Raw genomic sequence first — 17,340 nt, 5'->3', positions numbered from 1 at the left:
GCGTCATAACAGCTAAATTTTGCCACAAATCAGGGGCGAATCTGAGCCGTGAAAATCCCGATCAAAGCTCGATCAAATGATCGTCCAGCTCGTTGATATCATTGTCACCAGCGGGGAAATGTTTCTCCAGCAACAAGCCTGCCTGACCAATGGCCAATACGAAACCTTCGGCTACTTCCTTGCGTGAAGCATGATGGATGAGGGTTGCAACAATCCCGTTCCATTCTTCCTGCTCGACCCGCGCGTGAATGCCTGCATCGGCGATAACCTCGGCGTAATGCTCCGCCATAGAGACAAAAAGCAGGATACCGGTGCGGTGTTCTGTGATGTGCACATTGCGCGCTAAAAACTGCTGCAATGCATTGAGATGGGCGCGTTTATAGCGAATGCGGCGCGGCACCAGCAACATACGGATCGAAGGCAGAAACCAGAGAACCAGCATCGCCGAAATGAAAGCGGCCAGAATAGCGAGACCAAACATCGGTAGCCGGATATCGAACCAGTACCAATGCGCGAGAAATGCAAGAATGACCGAGGTTATGAGAATGCCGCAGGTTGCAACGAAGCCCGCAGCAAAGAAATAATCATCACTGGAACGCGCCAGAACGGCATAGATTTCGCCGCTCGTATTGGCCTCGGCATCGCGGATCGCATGAGCGATACGCTTGTGATCTTGTCCGCCGATTAGGTTTTTACCTGTCACAGATTCCTCCCCTACCAGCTACCCGAAGCGCCGCCGCCGCCTGACGAACCACCGCCGCCAGAAAAGCCGCCACCGCCACTACCGCCTGATGACCATCCACCGCCACCGCCGGAGAAACCGCCGCCGCCAGACCCGCCGCGTGAGTTGAAATCGACCACCATACCCAGCCAGCGATACTTACCGGGACCGATCTTGCGCCCAAAGATTGGCGTCAGGATCGCCATGCCAAAGCCTCCGAAGAAGATCAGGCACCAAAAAGTGATGAAAACGACAAAAATCCAATCGACGTCGTCGGAACCAGAACTTGTCTGAACGTTGCGTTTTGCACGCGCTTCAAGCTCAGCTGCATCACCGGAAAGCACCGACAAAATCCCGTCAACGCCTTGAACCACACCACCGGAATAATCTCCGGCGCGAAACGCCGGAATGATCGTACCATTGATGATGACGCTCGAAAGCGCATCCGTCATCGTGCCTTCGAGGCCATATCCGACCTCAATGCGCACTTTTCGATCATTGGGTGCTACGACCAGCAGGATGCCATTATTTTCCTGGCGTTGACCCAGCGCCCAGGCCCTGAACAAGCGATTGGAATAGGTTTCTATATCCTCGCCATTCAGGCTCGGAACCGTCACCACCACCACTTGATCGGACGATTTCGCTTCAAAATCGGCGAGTTTTTGCGTGAGTTGCTGCCGTGCTGTCGGGTCAATAATACCGGCTGCATCAACCACGCGCCCGGTCAAAACTTGCGCAGGCTTTGCCGTGTCCTGCGCATTTGCACCCACCGCCGCAAAGACCGCAAACAGAAGCGCGACAAAAGCAAACAGGTTTCGCAGCCGGTTCAGGCCGCGAAACGCCGCACGCATGGGAAGCAAAGCTGCCACGGAAAACCCGATCAATTGTTAAAGTTGACCTGGGGTGCTGTCTGGCTTCCCGCATCCGCACTGAATGTCTGCATCGGCGCAGCATCGCGGTACCAGATCCATGTCCAGATCATCGTCGGCATGGTGCGGATCGCCGTATTATATACACGTACCGCTTCGATATAATCCCGGCGCGCTACGGCAATACGGTTTTCGGTGCCTTCCAGCTGCGATTGCAACGCGAGGAAATTCTGGTTGGCTTTGAGGTCGGGGTAGCGCTCTACAACCACCATCAGGCGTGAAAGCGCGCTGGTAAGGTTGGCCTGATTATCCTGAAACTGCTTGAAGAGTTCAGGGTTATTGAGCGTTTCCGGCGTAATTTGCACCTGTGTCGCCTTGGCACGCGCATCAATTACCGCCTGAAGAGTTTCCTTTTCATGAGCGGCATAGCCCTTCACGGTTTCGACCAGATTAGGTACGAGATCGGCACGGCGCTGATACTGGTTCTGCACTTCGCTCCATGCAGCCTTGGCCTTTTCTTCATTGGTCGGAATGGTGTTAAAACCACAGGCCGAAAGTAGCGGCACAAGGACCGCAAGCCCAAGAGCTATGAAAATGCGGCGACCCAATATTGAAAGTGAGAAAGAACGGATAGCGGTCACGGCCGACATGGTGTTCTCCTGAAAAAGGCGCCTTCTAAGCGCCTGACTAATTCTTCTTGAGCCCGCATATCTGTGTTCACGAGAATGCGAGCCGTCAAATCAATAAGATAGACGAAATTTGCTCGTCGTCCAGCCCGTTTACCGAAAGCAACCAGAGGCTACGTGAAAGCCGGCTTCAAGCATTTCACCGACGATTCAAATCGGGGAGTAAGCTCAGTCATTATTAGGATGTTGACTTAGTCAACATATTGGATATTGATTGTGTCAACATACGGAGGCGCCGCACGTGGCGTAAAGAGGCATGAAACAGACGGACAACCAAACCGACATCGGCACGTTGCGTGCCTTCAACCGTACCTACACCCGCCGCCTCGGCTTGCTGAATGCACATCTCGACAACAGCCCGTTCACGCTGACCGAAGCGCGCATTCTCTATGAAATCGCGCACCGCCCGGCGCCTACAGCGGCGGACATCATGCGCGCTCTCGATCTCGACCGTGGCCAACTCAGCAGGACGCTCAAGCGCTTCTCCGAACGTGGATTGATCGAAACATCGCAGCATCCCGAAGGCGGGCGCAGCCGTCCGATACAACTGACGGAGATGGGACGGAGAACATTCGCAGCATTGGAACGAAACACCTGCGAGGCCGTGGGCGAACTGCTCGATGAATTGCGACCGGATCAGCGCAAGGACCTGCTGACGGCGGCAGGAACGATCACGCGCTTATTCGACAAACAAGAGCGTGCTGAAGTGCAGCTGCGTAACTTGCGTCCTGGCGATCTGGGTTGGATCATCCATCGGCAGGCTGTGCTCTATACGGATGAATACGGTTGGAACAGCGACTACGAGGCACTCGTCTCCCGTATCATAGCCGATTTCATGGAATCCTTCGATCCAGACCACGATGCCGCGTGGGTGGCCGAAAACGATGGACGCATCGTGGGATCGGTATTTCTGGTACGAGGCGACAGACCGAAACTGGGCAAGCTACGCCTGCTCTATGTAGAACCGGAGACGCGAGGCTCTAGCGTAGGTGCCAAGCTTGTGAACACTTGTATTGAACATGCGCGCAAGGTCGGCGATGACCGCCTCACACTATGGACGAACGATATATTGAAGGCAGCCCGGCGTCTTTATGAACGAGCTGGTTTCCGACTTATCGACGAAAAGCCACACCATTCTTTCGGTGCAGATCTCATTGGCCAGACATGGGAGCTGGATCTCTAAAGCATGTCGCAGTTAAATGGATTCATTTAACGTTCGCGAACATGCGACAATCAAAAGAATCTAGAGCGAGCACCATGGGTGCGATTAAACGCGACACGCTCTACAGCATAAATCCTTAAACTTGAATCAGTTTAAGGTAAAACTATGCTGTAAATATAAAGTGTTAGAGCGACCTTTGTGCGCCCAAGAGGGCGCACGGCGCTCTAGAACGCATCCGGCCTCTTTGGGCAATCCTGTGGCAGCACATAAAAAAAGCGGCAGATTGCTCCGCCGCTTTTTTCCAATCGCGAATTGCGAAAAATTATTCGCTTGCAGCTTCTTCAGCAGGAGCGGCAGCTGCTGCGGCCGCAGCTTCAGCAGCAGCGGCAGCCTTGGCTGCTGCATCTTCTTCAGCCTGCTTGGCGAGAGCGAGACGCTCCTGAGCCTTCTTGCCTGGCTCACCCTTGGTCAGGTTGCTGCGTTCTGGGCGCTTTGCAAGACCAGCCTGGTCGAGGAAGCGAAGAACGCGGTCGGTTGGCTGTGCGCCCTGCGAAATCCAATGCTGGATGCGGTCGCCATCGAGCTTTACGCGTTCAGCGTCCTTGGCAAGCATTGGGTTCCATGCACCAACGGTTTCGATGAAACGGCCGTCGCGTGGAGCGCGAGCATCAGCAACAACGATGTGGTAGTAAGGACGCTTCTTGGAGCCAGCGCGGGCGAGACGGATCTTAAGAGCCATTTTTTCTTTCCTTTAGACAAAAGTTCTACCCTGACGGGCAATTGGTTAATCCGGTAGAGCATTTCCAGCAAAAGTGCGAAGCGGTTTTGCGTCGGATAATGCGTAAATTAAACAAACAGAGTGGTTTCATTTTCACTGAAACCGCTCTGTTCGGTTATTCAGTTTCCGCTGTGGTTGGCAGCGGCATGCTCATGGTGCCGTATGACTTCCTTCACGATAAAGTTCAGGAATTTTTCGGCAAAATCTGGGTCGAGATGGGCATCAACAGCGAGGCCACGAAGGCGCTCGACCTGACGCTTCTCACGAGCCGGGTCAGCAGCAGCAAGGCCGCGCTCGGCTTTCAAGACACCTACAGCCTTGGTGCAGCGAAACCGCTCCGCAAGCATGTGGATGAGTGCTGCATCGATATTATCGATGGACGCGCGCAAGGACAGAAGTTCAGCGGGTACGGTGTTCTGTTCGTCGGCCATGATACTCACTTCTTCTTAGGTAGCCCGGGGAGACCACCACCAAGACCAGGAAGCTTAGGTCCACCTAAACCGGGCAATCCTGGAAGACCGCCGCCTTTGGTTAGACCAGCTGCTTCCGCCTGTTTGGCCAGCGCTTCGAGCTGCTTGGGATCCATCTTGGAGAGATCAGGCATGCCACCCATACCACCACCAAGACCACCAAGCCCCATCTTGCCAGCCAGACCGCCCATCATCTGCTTCATCATTCCGCCCTTGCCCTTGCCCATGACTTTCATCATGTCGGCCATCTGTCGGTGCATCTTGAGAAGCTTGTTGATGTCGGCAGCATTCGTGCCTGAACCTTTGGCGATGCGCTGCTTGCGGCTATGCTTGAGAAGGTCTGGATTGGCGCGTTCGGCTTTGGTCATCGAACCGATGATTGCGATCTGACGATCAAATACCTTGTCGTCAAGACCGGCTGCCGCCGCCTTGTCCTTCATTCCGCCCATGCCGGGCATCATACCCATGATGCTGCCCATGCCACCGAGCTTTTTCATCTGGCCAAGCTGGTCAGCAAGATCATTGAGATCAAACTTGCCCGACTGCATCTTCTTGGCCATCGCTGCAGCTTTTTCCGCATCGATGTTTTCGGCAGCTTTTTCGACGAGCGAAACAATGTCGCCCATGCCGAGAATACGGTCGGCAATACGCTTGGGATAGAACTCCTCAAGCGCATCCATCTTTTCGCCGGTGGCGATCAGCTTGATCGGCTTGCCAGTAATGGCACGCATCGAAAGTGCTGCGCCGCCACGGCCATCACCATCCATACGGGTCAGAACGATACCGGTAATGCCAACGCGCTCATCAAAGTTGCGTGCCAGATTGACGGCGTCCTGACCAGTGAGGCTATCGGCTACGAGCAGAATTTCATGCGGATTGGCGGCTTTGCGGATATCCGCCATTTCCACCATCAGCGGCTCGTCGATATGCGTACGGCCTGCGGTATCTAGGATGACCACATCATGACCGCCAAGTTTCGCAGCCTGAACGGCGCGCTTGGCAATCTCGACGGGCGACTGACCAGCAATGATCGGCAGTGTATCAACAGACGTCTGAATGCCGAGCTGACGGAGCTGTTCCTGCGCTGCCGGACGACGCGTATCAAGCGACGCCATCAGCACCTTCTTGCGCTGACGCTCCGTGAGGCGCTTGGAAAGCTTACCGGTGGTGGTCGTCTTACCCGAACCCTGCAAACCAACCATCATAATGACGACAGGTGCAGGCGCATTCAGATCAACCGTGACACCTTCAGTGCCCAGCATTTCGATAAGCTCGTCGTGGACGATCTTGACGACCATCTGACCGGGCTTGATGCTCTTGAGGATTTCCGCACCGACAGCCTTTTCGCGGACCTTGTCAGTGAACGAACGAACCACTTCCAGCGAGACGTCGGCTTCAATCAGCGCACGACGCACTTCGCGCAGCGCAGCCGTCACGTCGCTTTCAGAGAGAGCGCCGCGTCCGGTCAAGCCGTTCAGAATGGAGCCAAGACGCTCCTGAAGTGATTCAAACATCGAATTTCCTTTTAATCCGAGAGGAGGCTTAATGCTTCATCAGGGATAGATCGTCCCACATATCTGCCAGTTCAAGAAGCAGCCCAGTTATAAAACCAATCAAAGAGGTACAGCACCCGAGGGCGCATCGCGCTGTCGGATGTGGACCTCCGGGATCGTTTTATACCACAATGGGTCCCGGTCGGCGGCTCGCGTTCTGAAGATCGCGGATAGATTGGGGTAGGCTCTAAGGCGATAAACCTGCAATGTCAAGCAAAAGGCGGGAAGCGGCCCTGTACAATGTAGCACAGAGCCGCTTGCTCAAGCGTTATTGTGCAACTGCTCCGACAAGTGGATCGCCGATGCCCAGCACATAGAAGCCGATTAACAACAACGTGCCTGCCAGCGTCACATAATAGATCGTCGGAATGATGGTCATGCGCATCGTCAAGCCTTCGCGGCCCAATAATCCGACCGTTGCAGAAGCAGCAACGACATTATGAATAGCGATCATATTGCCCGCCGCAGCACCAACCGACTGTCCTGCAACCATCAAAGCCCCGGATATTCCCAGCCCTTCCGCAACACCGTACTGGAACTGACTCAGCATGAGATTGGAAACAGTATTGGAACCCGCAAGAAACGCGCCGAGAGCACCGACGGATGGAGCGAAGAATGGATAGATATTGCCGACCTCGACAGCCACCCAATCCGCAACCATCAGCGGCATACTTACCAACTCCTTTGAATTGACGCCTGAATTGATCATCACTCGAACCATTGGGACGGTGAAGAGCAGCACAAAGCCAGCGCCGAGCAACGTCTTTGTACTCTCCCCAAACGCCTTGGATAGTTGTGTTACAGACATGCGGTGAATGAAGAACGTGATCAGGCAGACAATGACGAGCAGCCCTCCAGGTAGGAACAAGGGCGCAAAGTCACCGCTTATTCCGGTTTCCCCCATGATATTGGTTGCAGCGAAAGTCACCGACTTCAATGCACTGCCAACAGCAGGGAATGTACGGCTTATCACAAGGAACAGCGCCAGAAGTATGTAGGGCGTCCAGGCAAGTCCCAACGATATTTTCCGTGATGTCAGCTCATCGAGTTTCATCTCGACGCTGCCCATCCAGCCTTCCGGCCATTCAGACGCTGGCGCAAAATCCCACGTGTCTTTTGGCATCAGAAATCCGGCACGTGCTGCAAGCGTGGCGAAAGCCAGACCGACCAGACCGCCGATCATTGACGGGAACTCCGCACCCAGAAACACTGCGCTTAGAGCGTAAGGTATTGTGAATGAAATGGCTGCGAAGAGCGCGAAAGGCAGAATGGCCAGCCCCTCTGTCCACGACCGGTTGCGCCCGAAGAAACGCGTCATGATAAGAACAAGAAAGAGCGGAATGAAAGTGCCGCACATTGCATGCAGAATGGCTACTTCCGACGTGATGACGTGAAAGAAGTATTCCCAGCTTGAACCAGCGCCCTGAAGTTGCTCCGTCAATGCCTCGCGATTGAGGCCCGACTGAACGCCCACAATGAGAGGAGTTCCAACCGCTCCAAAGGAAACGGGCGTCGATTGAATAATGAGACCGAATGTGACGGCGGCAAGCGCTGGGAAGCCAACGGCAACCATCAATGGAGCGACAACGGCCGCAGGCGTTCCAAAGCCAGACGCCCCTTCAATGAAGGAACCGAAAAGCCACGCAATCAGAAACACCTGAATGCGTCGATCGGGACTAATCTGTGCGAAACCAGACCGGATCGCAGAAATGCCGCCCGAATGCTTCAGTGTGTTAAGCAGCAGGATCGCTCCGAAGATGATCCAGAGCAATCCGGCAGTCTGGATCAAGCCCTGAATGGTAGAAGCGATGATGCGATTGCCGCTCATACCCCATAGGGCCATGGCAATAATGACTGTGACAATGTAAGTGACCGGCATGGCGGTCCGGGCTTGAATACGAAATCCAACCAGCATTACACCGGCTACGAAAATCGGCAAAAATGCAAATAACGCAAGAAATCCATTCGACACGTGGCGTCCTCCCTCGTCAATGTCGTGGCCTAAAAGATCAAATTGTAATCATAGTGGTAAATAGTTTTTACCACCTCGGCTATAGTTCATAGGTATGAAGCACTTTGTCAACAGGGGCGAAAATGCTCGTTCTCAAGCCCTAAACTTGTCAAACTCCCCTATTTTAGCGATAAAATACTTGAAATGGTGGGACTTGATGCCCGGTTCCGGCATGACATTTGACGTAAAGAATGGCAAATTCGCGCCGAGGTAGAATCAACTCCGAAGGAGAAACGAATGGCATTGTTTGCCAAGGGCCGGTCTTGGACGGCAGCAGCAGTTCTTGCAGTGGGCATGATGGCCGGAACTGGCCTAGCCGAGGCAGCCCAGTGCGGAAACAACGGCGCTGGCTATAATGCCTGGCTCCAGCAGACGATCAAGGAAGCGCAGGGACGTGGTATTGGCAAGCGTGCAATCAGCGCACTGACCAATACAAAATATGCGCAGGCCACGATCAATGCTGATCGCAATCAGAAGAGCTTCAAGCTTTCCTTCGAGCAGTTCATGCAGAAGCGTGGCGCAAACACGATCATCCAGCGCGGACGTTCGATGAAGAAGCAGAATGCAGCGCTCTTTGCTGCAATCGAAAAGCGCTATGGCGTTCCTGCCGGCCCGTTGCTTGCAATCTGGGGTATGGAAACTGGCTTCGGTGCCTATCTCGGCAAGCAGCACACGCTTTCGGCTGTTGCAACGCTCGCCTATGATTGCCGCCGCAGCGACTATTTCACCCAGCAGCTTTATGCAGCGCTCAAGCTGATCGACAATCAGGATCTCGATCCAAATGCTGTCGGCGCCATGCATGGCGAAATCGGCCAGACACAGTTCCTGCCTGTTAACGTTCTGAAATACGGCGTGGACGGCGATGGCAGCGGTCATATTGACATGGCTCGCTCTAAGGCGGATGCACTCTATTCGACTGCTAACTTCCTCGTCGGTCACGGCTGGAGACGCGGCGCTGGCTACCAGCCAGGTGAAGCCAACTACGGCGCGATCCAGGGCTGGAATGCTGCAAGCGTTTACCAGCGCGCCATTGCCGAAATGGGCAAGGCAATCGACGAATAATCATACTTATGGCGAAGTGAGAACATTGTTTCGCCATAAAACGAACAGAGAAAAGCCCCGAAATTCGGGGCTTTTTTCGTCTTATGCTGCTGTTTCCGGTGCGTCTATGACCGAACCTTCAGGTCTCTTGAAGTCACCGGTCTGCTGATCCATCACCCAAAGCTCGCCGGTCGAAATATCAAACCACGCGCCATAAAGAGTAAGCTTGCCCTTCTTCTCAAGAATGTCGACACATGGGAATGTGCGCAGATTGTTGAGCGAGTAGCGGATCGAAATACGCTCCAGCGCAGTCTGACGCTCGGTCGGTGTCATCAGCTGGTTGCCACTGATGGTCTCCGCCGCTGGCGCAATCAGGCTCATCCACTTGCCGATAAAGTCGCTTGGTGAAAGCGGCGCGCTTTGCGTATCAAGCGCTGCTTTAATACCGCCGCATCGACCATGGCCCATGACGACGATATTCTTCACCTTGAGGCTCTGCACTGCAAATTCGAGCGCAGCAGAAGCCGCATGGAATTCACCATCCGGCTCATAAGGCGGAATAAGATTGGCAACATTGCGCAAAACGAATATTTCGCCCGGTGCCGTGTTGAAGATTGTTTCCGGAGCGGCGCGGGAATCGCAGCAGGCAATGACCAGCGTTTCTGGTGCCTGACCTTTTTCAGCGAGTTCCTTATAACGTGCCGTTTCAGACGCGAAATGCTCGCTCATGAAGGTTTGGTAACCGGCGAGGAGTGTATCTGGAATATCAGCCATGGCTTTCCATTATCCCTATCGAAAACGCAGAGCAATTAAAAACGTGAGGCGACAACTTGCGACCCGTTGCCACTTAACCCAACTCTTATACCAAGGCGGCTCAAGATGCTGCTGACGCATCACGACTTGAAAAGTTCAATCACTGGCGCTTACAGCGGTTCCAGTTAATAGTGAATCGTTGGAACTGCTGTAACTATTTGTTTTTAGGCATTTCCGAACGCAAAGTCGGTTCCCACTTTTGCTGGAAATGCTTTAATCAAAATCCCATGAGTGATTCTCATGGGATTTAGGTATTATGCGCGCAATCCCTTGGTTGGATGTACCAACCGTCGGGTTTGTACCATTGCCATCGGCGTTGCGAGACTGGACGCATCTGCTTCCAGCATCAGTTCATCAGCCCCGCGCTTCGCAGAACGAGCCATGATCTCAAACACTGCAGCTGTCGTACTTTGCAACATCTTCTCGTCGGAAAGACCGGAAAGCTTGCGCGCCAGAAACACCGCCGAAGTTAGATCTCCAAGACCATTGGTGGGGCCTTCGACACAACGATGCTCCGCCATCAATGCGGCCGTAGGCGTCAGCAAAATATTACCGATACTGCCCGTCATAAGCGGGAAAGCAGATGTCACCAGCATCGTCGCAGGCCCCGCATCAAGTGCTGCTTCCATCAGTGCCTTGTTATCTTCAAGCGGCACGCCGGTCAGCCAGGACAACTCAAATCGATTGGGCGTGGCAATATCGGCAAGCGGCAACAACTTGTCGCGGATGCCGACGGCCGTCGCTTCAGGAACATACAGCCCCTTTTGATCGCCGATAACCGGATCACACAGATAGAGCGCATTTGGATTGCGCGCTTTCACCGCCTTGATCAGTCCGGCTACAGCTTCTGTTTGTTCGGGATGCCCGAGGTATCCGGTCAGGATCGCACCCACTTCACCCAGCCACGGCGCGCGTTCCAGATCCTGCATCAATGTCGCAAATTCCTGCGGCGGCGGCACAATGCGCCCAGCAGGCCCATGACCAGGATGCCATGGCAACACCACAGTTGGTACGGCCCAAACAGGAAAACCCAGCGTTTCCAATGCAAAAACCGCGGCGCGATTGCCCACCGAACCGCGAACGACATGACTTGAAATGACAATAACGGTTGTCGCATCCGACGGCGCTGAGAGCGTCATGTTGAACCTAGCTTTGCATGAGATAGAAAAGGAGCCAGCCGATAATCGCCAGCGTGATGATGAGGCCGAGTCCGCGCCCAACGCGCGTAGCCCAGAGTTCGATTGGATCATTCTCTGGTGCGTCGCTGGCGGAGAGATGATCGGCGGTGCGAGAAAGCCCACGCCGCACAATGCCCTCGGCACCAATCTGTTCACGCTGCAGCCGATCAAGAATACGCTGCGCCTCGTCCTGACGCTCGCGTCCCGGACCGCTGCCCTCGCCTATACCCGCCTGCTGGCGTTCACCCATGACCTGCCTGCCCTCAAGAAAAGACTCGCGTCTCAGAGAAGAACCACAGCATCACGCCCGAAGCGCCGTTCTGCAAGCAGAATGTTTGATCAAACGTAACTCGTCTGCAAACAGATTGGCATTTTTCGAAATGCACTCATGCGATTTTCACGATCAGCTTGCCAAAATTACCGCCCTCAAGCAGCGAGAAGAAGGCTTTTGGTGCATTTTCAAGCCCGTCAACAATGTCCTCGCGATAGCGCACATGACCATCGGCAATCCACTTCGCCATATCATGATAGAAGGCCGGGCGCTGCTCCACGAAATCACGCTGGATAAAACCGCGAATGGTAAGGCTCTTTGACAAAACGTCCCGCATGAAAACCGGCAGTCGATCCGGTCCATCGAACGCTCCGCTTTGGTTATATTGGGCAATCAGACCACAGACCGGCACACGCGCAAACTGATTGAGTAGCGGGAAAACTCCCGCAAAGACTTTGCCGCCCACATTCTCAAAATAGACGTCAATGCCTTTGGGGCAGGCTGCGGCCAGCTCTTCTGCAAAGTTATCGCTACGATGATCAATTGCTGCATCAAAGCCAAACTCTTCAATCAGCGCACGACATTTATCTGCACCACCCGCGATGCCGACAGCGCGCGCGCCTTTCAGCTTCGCAATCTGGCCAACAGCTGAACCCACAGGTCCTGTTGCTGCGGCGACCACAACGGTCTCACCTTCTTTCGGTTGACCAATTGTGAGAAGGCCCGAATAAGCGGTAAAGCCCGGCATTCCAAGAATGCCAAGTGCCGTGGTTACGGGCGCTGCTTTCTGATCAAGCTTGCGAACATCGGTGGCTTTTGCCAGCGCATAACTTTGCCAGCCCGAATGGGAAAGCACGAGGTCGCCCGGCGCAAAACCAGCGCTTCGACTTTCAACCACTTCGCCCACGGTCCCACCATCCATGACGCCGCCGATCTCGACAGGTGCAGCATAGGATTTGGCAGCACTCATGCGCCCACGCATATAGGGATCAAGCGAAAGGTAACGGAGTTTCAGAAGCAGTTCACCTTCGCCCGGGCTTGGGATTGCCACTTCCTCAAGTCGAAAATTCTCAGCTACCGGCTGCCCATCGGGACGCGATGCGAGGACGATACGTTGATTGACTTTCGTGGCCATGGAAAACTCCCTGCACATTCTGGCTGATCAAAAGGCATTATGCCCCTTACTCTTGATCCGAACGTAAGTGAATCGCTTCGACTGCGAAACGACCGCACGGAAATCTTCGTGCTTGTTTTAAACGAATGGAAAGAAACTCTGTTCCCTTTCCGGCACGCCGTTAGAAAAGAAAACCCCGCCACGATGGGCGGGGTCGATATTCCATAAAATGCGGTCGTTACTTCATCGTTGGAATAACGAATTCGGCTCCGTCCTTGACGCCTGACGGCCAGCGCGAGGTGACTGTCTTGGTCTTGGTATAGAAGCGGAATGCATCCGGGCCATGCTGGTTGAGATCACCGAAGCCAGAAGCTTTCCAGCCACCAAAGGTGTAATAAGCAATCGGAACAGGGATCGGCACATTGATACCAACCATGCCGACCTGAACACGGCTTGCGAAATCCCGGGCTGCATCACCGTCGCGGGTGAAAATGGCAACGCCGTTGCCGTATTCATGTTCATTCGGAAGGGCCAGCGCTTCCTCGTAGGTCTTAGCGCGCACAACCGAGAGAACCGGACCGAAGATTTCTTCCTTATAGATGCGCATATCCGACGTGACATTATCGAACAGGCAACCACCCATGTAGAAGCCGTTTTCATAACCCTGCATCTTGAAGTTGCGGCCATCGACGACGAGCTTTGCACCTTCTTCGACACCGAGATCGACATAACCACGAATGCGATCTAGTGCAGCCTTGGTAACAACCGGACCGTAATCAGCTGAATTATCAGTCGAAGGACCAATCTTCAGCGATTCAACGCGTGGGATCAACTTTTCCATCAGGCGGTTTGCAGTGTCTTCACCAACCGGAACAGCTACCGAGATCGCCATGCAGCGTTCGCCTGCCGAACCGTAACCCGCGCCGATCAGTGCATCCACGGTCTGATCCATGTCCGCATCCGGCATGATCAGCATGTGGTTCTTGGCACCACCGAAACACTGGACGCGCTTGCCGTTCGAGCAGCCGCGACCATAGATATACTGCGCAATCGGTGTTGAGCCGACAAAGCCAATAGCCTGAACATCAGGATCATCAAGCAGCGCATCAACGGCATCCTTGTCGCCATTGACGACGTTGAAAATGCCGGCTGGAAGACCGGCTTCCATGAACAGTTCGGCCAAGCGCATCGGCACACCTGGATCGCGCTCGGATGGCTTCAACACAAAAGCATTGCCGCAAGCAATCGCAGGTCCGGCCTTCCAAAGGGGAATCATTGCCGGGAAGTTGAACGGAGTAATACCAGCAACCACACCCAGCGGCTGGCGCATGGAATAGGTGTCGATGCCGGTTCCTGCATTGTCGGTGAATTCGCCCTTCAGCATATGCGCAGAGCCAAGACAAACCTCGACCACTTCAAGACCTCGCTGAATATCGCCCTTGGCGTCAGCAATGGTTTTGCCGTGTTCACGTGCAAGCAGTTCGGCAAGGCTGTCATATTCGGCTTCAACCAGTTCAAGGAACTTGCGCAAAATACGAACGCGGCGCTGCGGGTTGGTTGCACCCCATGCAGGCTGTGCGGCCTTGGCATTTTCCACCGCTTCGCGGACTTCGTCTTTTGTGGCGAGAGCGACAGTACCCTGCACCGTGCCATCAAGCGGCTGGAAAATATCCGATGTACGTCCGCTTTTGCCAGCGACATGCTTGCCGCCGATGAAATGTCCTACAGTGCGCATTGAAAAGACCTCCCTGAATTCCGGTTCCATCTGGCAGATTCAAAACTGCCATCTTGATATCCATCCTGGCTCTGCAAATTCACAATTGCAAGGCGCTGAAAAGCGTATCCGTTGTGCATTTTCTATAGTACGATGGAGCAATATTCCGAAAAGTGCGTAGCGGTTTTCGGACAAGGTCATGCTCAAATTAAAGCATTTCCAGCAAAAGTGGGAACCGCTTTTGCGTTCGGAAATGCGTAAAAACAAATAGTTACAGCGGCTCCAACGATTCAATATTAACTGGAACCGCTGTAAGATCACGCTCAAACAAAGAACGCCATGAACTGGGACGATATCCGCATATTCCTTGCCGTTGCGCGCTCTGGGCAGATTCTGGGCGCAGCCAAAAGGCTTGGCCTCAATCATACAACAGTTGCCCGCAGACTGACTGCACTTGAGGCTGCACTTTCCACGACTCTGCTGACGCGCCGAACCAACGGCTCGACGCTCACGCAGGCGGGCGAGGAATTTCTGCTTGCAGCCGAACGCATGGAAGCAGAAATGCTTTCCGCGCGTTCGCAGGTCGGCAATGCGGATATCGCTGTTTCAGGTACAGTGCGGATCGGTGCGCCCGATGGTTTTGGCGTTACGTTTCTGGCTCCAAGGCTGGCGAGGCTGACACAGCAATATCCCGACCTCACGATCCAGCTTGTGCCGGTGCCGCGCTCCTTCTCATTGTCGCGGCGTGAAGCAGATATAGCTATCACGGTCGAACGCCCGGAACAGGGGCGGCTGATCGCCCGCAGGCTGGTCGATTATACGCTCGGTCTTTTTGCACATCGCTCCTACATTGAAGCGAATGGCATGCCGGAAAGCGTCGAAGATCTGAACAAGCATCGGACCATTGGCTATGTGGAAGATCTGGTGATCAATCCGTCTCTGGCATATGCGCCGGAAATCAGCCGCGACTGGAAGCCTGCTTTTGAAGTTTCAAGTGCGCTGGGACAGGTAGAGGCAGTTCGTGCGGGTGCTGGCATTGGCATTCTTCACGCGTTCATCGCACGCGCTGATCCCAATCTGGTGCCTGTTCTGCCCGATCGCATCATCCGTCGATCCTATTGGCTGACCTATCACGAATCCGCGCGCACCCTGCGGCGCGTTACTGCCGTTTCAGCTTTGATTTCCGAGCTGGTAGAGAGCGAGAAGTCGCTGTTTAGCTAGAGCGCATCCCGAAAAATGTGAAACGGTTTCGGGATGCACGTAGAAACGCGCTCTAATTCGCTCGCCAGTAAATTGCCATCACACTGAGGATCATAGCTGCTGGGATAAACAGCGCATCAAGGCCAATGAAATAATGCGCAAAGCCGCCCAGAACGGCACCAATCATCAGTGACAGCCAAACGGCGAAATGTTGCAACCAGCGCCACCGTGGTGCTTCGCCCCGCAATGATCCGGCAAGATCGGCAGCAGAATTAAACAAAGTTCCTGTCACATAAGTCACACCGAGGCGCGCTGAGCCGATCGGTTGTACGGCGGCATTCTGCGCACCCATGGCGGCTGCCAGAAGCAACACCGGATGGATAAGATTGAGCCCCTCGTGGCGCAAGACACTGACCAGAAGAAGTATCGCCGCCACGCTAGCCATAACTGCAAGACTACCGTTCTTGCCATGAGCGCGAACGGTCAACGTACCTAAAAAAGCTCCGGTGAAAAACAAGGCGATAAGAGCCGCCGGAAGCCAGATAATTGCCCGTCCCATCGCATCCGACTGCCCGGCAATAGCGAGACCGAGCTGTGTGGTGTTGCCGCTCATGAAAGAGGCAAAAAAGCCGCCCAGTTCGAGAAAAGCAATTCCATCAATGAAGCCCGCCGATGCGGTCAGAGCCAGACCGAGAGACAGTCGCGAATTCGGTGTCATGGGATTGAACTTTGAAAAAGAGTGGCCCGGCTTTTGAAAAAACCGGGCCTTAATTCAAGATTGGAACGCGCCCTCAGACGCGTTTAACGATACGCAGAATAACAAGAAGGATCGCAGCACCGATAAAGGCGTTGACGATAGCCGCGATAATACCGCCGCCGACCGAAAAACCCAGTCGCGGCAAAAGCCAGCCTGCGAAGAAAGCGCCGATCACACCCACAATGATGTTACCGATGAGGCCGAAACCACCACCCTGAACCACTTTGCCAGCAAGCCAGCCGGCGATCAGGCCGACCAATAGAAATACGAGAAGACTTCCACCATCCATAAGCAATTCTCCCTCTCATCATGCATCCCGCGACGCATCTGCAATGAGTTGACAATATGTTGGCCTGTCAGACAAGAGGCTATGAGAATTAAGGCGCCAGATGCCGGAAAGCGGCAACCACATCTTCATAGACCTTACGCTTGAAGGGCACGATCAAATCCGGCAGTTCCTGCATCGGTTTCCACGCCCATTCCTCGAATTCAGCCGTATGACCACCGGGAGGAGGATTGATCGCAATCTCGCTCTCGTCGCCTTCAAAGCGATAAGCAAACCACTTCTGGGTCTGGCCGCGATATTTACCCTTGAGGGCCTGCCCGACCAGACGTGGCGGCAGATCGTAGTTGATCCAGTTTGGTGCTTCTGCAAGCAGTGAGACCGACTTCATGCCGGTTTCCTCATAAAGCTCACGCAGCGATGCAACTGCTGGATCTTCGCCTTTATCGATACCGCCTTGCGGCATCTGCCAAAGCTGTGTTGCCCCATCCATCTCATCACCTGGAATAACGATGCGCCGCCCGGCCCAGACGAGACCTTCCTTGTTGAGCACCATCAACCCAACACAGGGGCGATAAGGCAGGCTTTCGGGATCGACAGGACCTTTATGCTTCGACATCGTAATCTCCGTGTATTCGCAGGTATGCGCACCCATTGATATGCGGCAGCTCTTAGCGTTTCAATGTTATTAAACTGCGACAAAAAGAAAACGCGGGAGC

The 17,340-nt window shown here is 54.2% G+C and carries 18 protein-coding genes; 3 read left to right on the top strand and 15 right to left on the bottom strand.

All coding sequences use genetic code 11. From position 1 onward, the window contains the following. Positions 1 to 61: 61 nt before the first annotated feature. Genes QBD00_RS17370 through QBD00_RS17360 form a run of 3 tightly spaced genes read right to left on the bottom strand, consistent with a single transcriptional unit; the run spans position 62 to position 2,240 of the window. A complete protein-coding gene (locus QBD00_RS17370; protein WP_095447413.1) occupies positions 62 to 703 on the bottom strand; it encodes a TPM domain-containing protein in 642 nt (213 codons plus the stop codon). Between the two features lie 11 nt (positions 704 to 714). Then, on the bottom strand, positions 715 to 1,572 hold the full coding sequence (locus QBD00_RS17365) for a YgcG family protein (RefSeq protein ID WP_318580157.1): 858 nt from the start codon (positions 1,570 to 1,572) through the stop codon (positions 715 to 717). Positions 1,573 to 1,601: 29 nt separating this feature from the next. Further along, positions 1,602 to 2,240, bottom strand: a complete 639-nt coding sequence (locus tag QBD00_RS17360) for a LemA family protein (protein WP_318580108.1) — start codon at positions 2,238 to 2,240, stop codon at positions 1,602 to 1,604. 292 nt (positions 2,241 to 2,532) lie between these two features. On the opposite strand from QBD00_RS17360, the gene QBD00_RS17355 reads away from it, so the two are divergent. After that, positions 2,533 to 3,459, top strand: a complete 927-nt coding sequence (locus tag QBD00_RS17355) for a helix-turn-helix domain-containing GNAT family N-acetyltransferase (RefSeq protein ID WP_318580107.1) — start codon at positions 2,533 to 2,535, stop codon at positions 3,457 to 3,459. A 301-nt stretch (positions 3,460 to 3,760) separates the two neighbouring features. Here the strand turns inward: QBD00_RS17355 and rpsP are convergent, their stop codons facing one another. From rpsP to QBD00_RS17335, 4 genes are all read right to left on the bottom strand, one after another. Next, positions 3,761 to 4,177 carry a 30S ribosomal protein S16 gene (rpsP, locus tag QBD00_RS17350; protein WP_095447416.1) on the bottom strand — a complete coding sequence of 139 codons (417 nt, stop codon included), beginning with the start codon at positions 4,175 to 4,177 and terminating at the stop codon, positions 3,761 to 3,763. 158 nt (positions 4,178 to 4,335) lie between these two features. Next, positions 4,336 to 4,647 carry a chorismate mutase gene (locus QBD00_RS17345; RefSeq protein WP_095447417.1) on the bottom strand — a complete coding sequence of 104 codons (312 nt, stop codon included), beginning with the start codon at positions 4,645 to 4,647 and terminating at the stop codon, positions 4,336 to 4,338. Between the two features lie 5 nt (positions 4,648 to 4,652). Beyond that, the gene (gene ffh, locus QBD00_RS17340) at positions 4,653 to 6,200 is read right to left on the bottom strand and encodes a signal recognition particle protein (RefSeq protein WP_095447418.1); all 1,548 of its coding nucleotides are present in this window, start codon (positions 6,198 to 6,200) and stop codon (positions 4,653 to 4,655) included. 307 nt (positions 6,201 to 6,507) lie between these two features. Then, positions 6,508 to 8,211, bottom strand: coding sequence for an L-lactate permease (locus tag QBD00_RS17335; protein WP_264233630.1), 1,704 nt, complete (start codon positions 8,209 to 8,211; stop codon positions 6,508 to 6,510). A 276-nt stretch (positions 8,212 to 8,487) separates the two neighbouring features. On the opposite strand from QBD00_RS17335, the gene QBD00_RS17330 reads away from it, so the two are divergent. Next, positions 8,488 to 9,312, top strand: a complete 825-nt coding sequence (locus QBD00_RS17330; RefSeq protein WP_095447420.1) for a lytic transglycosylase domain-containing protein — start codon at positions 8,488 to 8,490, stop codon at positions 9,310 to 9,312. A gap of 81 nt (positions 9,313 to 9,393) precedes the next feature. Here QBD00_RS17330 and QBD00_RS17325 read toward each other — a convergent pair whose 3' ends face one another. The 5 genes from QBD00_RS17325 to QBD00_RS17305 form a co-directional block, all read right to left on the bottom strand. Continuing rightward, complete coding sequence (locus QBD00_RS17325) at positions 9,394 to 10,065, bottom strand: carbonic anhydrase (protein ID WP_095447421.1); 672 nt, start codon at positions 10,063 to 10,065, stop codon at positions 9,394 to 9,396. Between the two features lie 293 nt (positions 10,066 to 10,358). After that, a complete protein-coding gene (gene pdxY, locus QBD00_RS17320; protein WP_095447422.1) occupies positions 10,359 to 11,243 on the bottom strand; it encodes a pyridoxal kinase PdxY in 885 nt (294 codons plus the stop codon). A 7-nt stretch (positions 11,244 to 11,250) separates the two neighbouring features. Then, positions 11,251 to 11,532 carry a hypothetical protein gene (locus QBD00_RS17315; RefSeq protein WP_095447423.1) on the bottom strand — a complete coding sequence of 94 codons (282 nt, stop codon included), beginning with the start codon at positions 11,530 to 11,532 and terminating at the stop codon, positions 11,251 to 11,253. Positions 11,533 to 11,668: 136 nt separating this feature from the next. Further along, the gene (locus QBD00_RS17310) at positions 11,669 to 12,688 is read right to left on the bottom strand and encodes an NADP-dependent oxidoreductase (protein WP_095447424.1); all 1,020 of its coding nucleotides are present in this window, start codon (positions 12,686 to 12,688) and stop codon (positions 11,669 to 11,671) included. Between the two features lie 217 nt (positions 12,689 to 12,905). After that, positions 12,906 to 14,402, bottom strand: a complete 1,497-nt coding sequence (locus QBD00_RS17305; protein WP_095447425.1) for a CoA-acylating methylmalonate-semialdehyde dehydrogenase — start codon at positions 14,400 to 14,402, stop codon at positions 12,906 to 12,908. Between the two features lie 318 nt (positions 14,403 to 14,720). Here QBD00_RS17305 and QBD00_RS17300 point away from each other — a divergent pair, with 318 nt between their 5' ends. Next, the gene (locus tag QBD00_RS17300) at positions 14,721 to 15,602 is read left to right on the top strand and encodes a LysR family transcriptional regulator (RefSeq protein ID WP_095447426.1); all 882 of its coding nucleotides are present in this window, start codon (positions 14,721 to 14,723) and stop codon (positions 15,600 to 15,602) included. 52 nt (positions 15,603 to 15,654) lie between these two features. Here the strand turns inward: QBD00_RS17300 and QBD00_RS17295 are convergent, their stop codons facing one another. The 3 genes from QBD00_RS17295 to QBD00_RS17285 form a co-directional block, all read right to left on the bottom strand. Further along, positions 15,655 to 16,299, bottom strand: coding sequence for a YoaK family protein (locus QBD00_RS17295; RefSeq protein WP_095447427.1), 645 nt, complete (start codon positions 16,297 to 16,299; stop codon positions 15,655 to 15,657). Positions 16,300 to 16,372: 73 nt separating this feature from the next. After that, complete coding sequence (locus QBD00_RS17290) at positions 16,373 to 16,627, bottom strand: GlsB/YeaQ/YmgE family stress response membrane protein (RefSeq protein WP_094578288.1); 255 nt, start codon at positions 16,625 to 16,627, stop codon at positions 16,373 to 16,375. Between the two features lie 88 nt (positions 16,628 to 16,715). Next, the gene (locus QBD00_RS17285) at positions 16,716 to 17,240 is read right to left on the bottom strand and encodes an RNA pyrophosphohydrolase (protein WP_095447428.1); all 525 of its coding nucleotides are present in this window, start codon (positions 17,238 to 17,240) and stop codon (positions 16,716 to 16,718) included. Positions 17,241 to 17,340: the final 100 nt, after the last annotated feature.

The organism is Ochrobactrum sp. AN78 (assembly GCF_029909885.1).
GTDB classification, from domain to species: domain Bacteria; phylum Pseudomonadota; class Alphaproteobacteria; order Rhizobiales; family Rhizobiaceae; genus Brucella; species Brucella quorumnocens.
This window is presented reverse-complemented; position numbering and strand designations above follow the sequence as displayed.